Annotated in this window: 4 protein-coding genes; all 4 read left to right on the top strand. The window is 43.9% G+C overall.

From position 1 onward, the window contains the following. Positions 1 to 853, top strand: an 853-nt coding sequence (locus AB4653_RS04910) for an arginine deiminase (protein ID WP_372103462.1), incomplete at its 5' end; no start/stop codon positions are given. A gap of 155 nt (positions 854 to 1008) precedes the next feature. After that, complete coding sequence (locus AB4653_RS04905) at positions 1009 to 2013, top strand: ornithine carbamoyltransferase (protein ID WP_009847727.1); 1005 nt, start codon at positions 1009 to 1011, stop codon at positions 2011 to 2013. Positions 2014 to 2299: 286 nt separating this feature from the next. Then, positions 2300 to 3229 carry an aspartate carbamoyltransferase gene (gene pyrB / locus AB4653_RS04900; RefSeq protein WP_009847728.1) on the top strand — a complete coding sequence of 310 codons (930 nt, stop codon included), beginning with the start codon at positions 2300 to 2302 and terminating at the stop codon, positions 3227 to 3229. 12 nt (positions 3230 to 3241) lie between these two features. Then, complete coding sequence (gene pyrI / locus AB4653_RS04895) at positions 3242 to 3703, top strand: aspartate carbamoyltransferase regulatory subunit (RefSeq protein ID WP_004735320.1); 462 nt, start codon at positions 3242 to 3244, stop codon at positions 3701 to 3703. The last annotated feature ends 151 nt before the right edge of the window (positions 3704 to 3854 follow it).

Below are 3854 nucleotides of genomic sequence, written 5' to 3'. Positions count from 1 at the left end.
AGCCTACTCTGAGCTTCCTATTAAATCTTCTTCAATGCTACCGAAGATGCACCGCCCACTTGATTTCGTTATTGAGCCGCTACCTAACCATCTATTTACCCGCGATACTTCTTGCTGGGTTTATGGCGGTGTCTCTCTTAACCCGATGATGATGCCTGCTCGTCAACGAGAAACGAATCACTTGCGAGCAATATATCGCTGGCACCCTGTATTCGCAGGGCAAGATTTCATTAAGTACTTCGGTGATGAAGATCTTCATTACGACAACGCCAATATTGAAGGTGGAGATGTACTGGTTATCGGTAAAGGCGCTGTTCTTATCGGTATTTCGGAGCGTACCAAGCCACAAGGTGTCGAAAATCTAGCTGCGAGTTTATTCAAGTCCGGTCAAGCTAAAGAAGTGATTGCGATTGATTTACCGAAGCACCGCTCTTGTATGCACCTTGATACGGTCATGACTCACATGGATATCGATACATTCTCAGTCTATCCAGAGATCGTTCGTAAAGACCTAGATACTTGGCGCTTAACGCCGAAAGAAAATGGCGAAATGCGAGTAGAGAAAGCTGAAAACTACCTAACAGCGATTGAAGGCGCACTGGATCTCGATCAACTGAAGATCATCACAACTGGTGGTGATAACTACGAAGCTGAACGTGAACAGTGGAATGACGCTAACAACGTACTGACGGTGAAACCGGGTACGGTTATCGGTTATGAGCGTAATGTTTACACCAATGAGAAATACGACAAAGCAGGCATCGAAGTTCTGACAATTCCAGGCAATGAACTGGGTCGCGGTCGTGGTGGCGCTCGTTGCATGAGCTGTCCTATAGAAAGAGACGGTATTTAACTCAAGTAGTTCAGTAAAGCGAACACATAACTTATCTAGGCCAGTACCATTGTACTGGCCTTTTTTATCAAATTAATAAAATAACTATTCACAAATATAGCATTTTTATGTTTAACTAAGTTCTTCATTGATTCTATATACCCAAGGAGCGAGAGATGGCATTTAATCTTCGCAATCGTAACTTTCTAAAACTTCTCGACTTTACTCCTAAAGAGATTCAGTTTTTACTCGACCTGTCTGCTTACCTTAAAAAGGCTAAGTATGCAGGTACAGAGCAAAAAAAGCTTAACGGTAAAAACATCGCTTTGATCTTTGAAAAAGCATCAACTCGAACTCGATGTGCCTTTGAGGTAGCTGCTTTTGATCAAGGAGCTCAAGTCTCTTATTTAGGCCCTTCTGGTTCTCAGATTGGTCAAAAAGAATCAATGAAAGATACCGCGCGTGTATTAGGTCGTATGTACGATGGTATTGAATATCGTGGTTTTGGCCAGAGTATTGTCGAAGATCTTGGCGCTTATGCTGGCGTTCCAGTGTGGAATGGCCTTACTGATGAGTTCCATCCAACTCAGATCTTGGCTGATTTCCTCACTATGCTTGAGCATGGTCGCGGTAAACATCTGCATCAAATCAGTTTTGCTTACCTAGGCGATGCACGCAACAACATGGGTAATTCTCTGTTAGTCGGTGCCGCGAAGATGGGTATGGATATTCGCCTTATTGCACCTAAAGCTTTCTGGCCAGAAGAACAGCTTGTCGAAGAATGCCAAGCAATTGCGCAAAATACAGGTGCACAAATAACGCTGACTGAAGACGTTGCCGAAGGCGTAAAAGGTTGTGATTTCCTTTACACCGATGTTTGGGTTTCTATGGGTGAAGCACCTGAAGCTTGGGACGAACGCGTGGCTGTGATGACACCTTACCAAGTGAATATGGATGTCATAAAGCTCACAGGTAACCCTCAAGTGAAGTTCATGCATTGCCTGCCAGCTTTCCACAACAATGAAACCGTGATCGGCCAGCAAGTCGCAGACAAATATGGAATGAACGGTTTGGAAGTAACAGACGAAGTATTTGAGTCCGACTACTCAATTGTGTTTGATGAAGCAGAGAATCGCATGCACACCATCAAAGCAGTAATGGTCGCGACACTTGGCCAATAGAGAATAATGAAAGTAAACAAAGCTTGATGTAATCGCTTGCGCTCACAAATTGAAAGCGTATAATTCTCGGCAATTTGTCTGAGAGTAGTGAAAATGACGCCAAGCAATGTTGTGATAAAACATAATGATATTGTGAAAACACATAATAAAATTGTGAAGACACCAAATATTGCTCGCAAGCTAGCATGCTTGCCAGGCCGTCTATTCTGCTTTTCAGCACTTTTTTAAAGCCTCCCATTATGGGGGGCTTTTTTATGGCCAATACATTATTGTGGGGAAGAAGATCATGGCGAATTCGCTCTATCAAAAGCACATCATCTCAATTCCAGAGCTTTCTCGTGAAGAGCTAGAATTAATTGTTCAAACGGCAGGTCAACTTAAAGCTGAACCAAACCCAGAACTCATCAAGAACAAAGTTGTTGCAAGCTGCTTCTTCGAACCTTCAACGCGAACTCGTCTCTCTTTTGAAACGGCTATTCAGCGCATCGGTGGTGATGTGATTGGTTTCGATAGCGGTGGTAACACGTCACTGGCGAAGAAAGGCGAAACGCTGGCAGACTCAGTACAGGTTATCTCTTCATACGTTGATGCTTACGTAATGCGCCACCCCCAAGAAGGCGCAGCGCGTCTGGCTTCTGAGTTCTCTAACGGTGTACCTGTGATTAACGCGGGCGACGGCGCAAACCAACACCCAACACAAACGCTATTAGACCTGTTCTCTATCGCCGAAACTCAAGGCCGCCTCGACAACCTTAACGTTGCATTCGTTGGTGATCTTAAGTACGGCCGTACGGTTCACTCACTAACTCAAGCACTAGCGAAGTTCGACAACATCTGTTTCTACTTCGTTGCTCCAGAAGCACTGGCGATGCCTGACTACATTTGTGAAGAGCTTGATGAAGCGGGTATTAAGTACCAACTGCTGACAGACATGGAAGATGTGATTCCAGAGTTGGATGTTCTGTACATGACTCGAGTTCAAAAAGAACGTTTTGATGAATCGGAATACGCGCACATCAAATCAGCGTACATCCTGACGGCTCCGATGTTGGAAAATGCACGTGATAACCTAAAGGTTCTTCACCCTCTTCCTCGTGTTGATGAAATTACGATTGATGTCGATAAAACGCCTTACGCTTACTACTTCCAGCAAGCTGAGAACGGTGTTTACGCACGTGAAGCATTGTTAGCCCTTGTTCTTAACGAAACGCTGTAGAGGAGAGATATCATGTCTAAAGAGACTCAATTAAAAGTTGAAGCAATCAAGAACGGAACGGTTATCGACCATATCCCAGCCAACATCGGGATCAAGGTACTCAAACTGTTCGACATGCATAACTCTAATCAGCGAGTAACGATTGGCCTAAACCTGCCATCCTCTGCTCTAGGCGGTAAAGACCTGCTCAAGATAGAGAATGTGTTTATCACTGAAGAACAGGCGAGCAAGTTAGCACTTTACGCGCCTCACGCGACCGTAAACCAAATCGAAGATTACGAAGTAGTTAAGAAGCTACCACTAGAACTTCCTGAGCAAATCAACGATGTGTTCGAGTGTCCAAACACCAACTGTATTACTCACAATGAACCCGTTGAAAGCAGCTTTAAGATCTTTGAAAAGAAAGAAGATATTCGATTGAAGTGTAAATACTGCGAAAAAGTCTTCTCTCGTGAGATCGTAACAGAAAGATAACGTCATACGGCAACGCCGATCGAACGCAAAAACTATTCAATACCTCGCCTGTGCGGGGTATTTTGCTCTTTACCTATCCTAAGTTTGAAGGCACACTAAAAATCGCTTTTTATCCAATAACTGATGGAATAACCAATGACTAAAGTACTTC

This window comes from Vibrio sp. 10N.222.48.A3 (genome assembly GCF_041475345.1).
GTDB lineage: Bacteria > Pseudomonadota > Gammaproteobacteria > Enterobacterales > Vibrionaceae > Vibrio > Vibrio tasmaniensis_A.
This window is presented reverse-complemented; position numbering and strand designations above follow the sequence as displayed.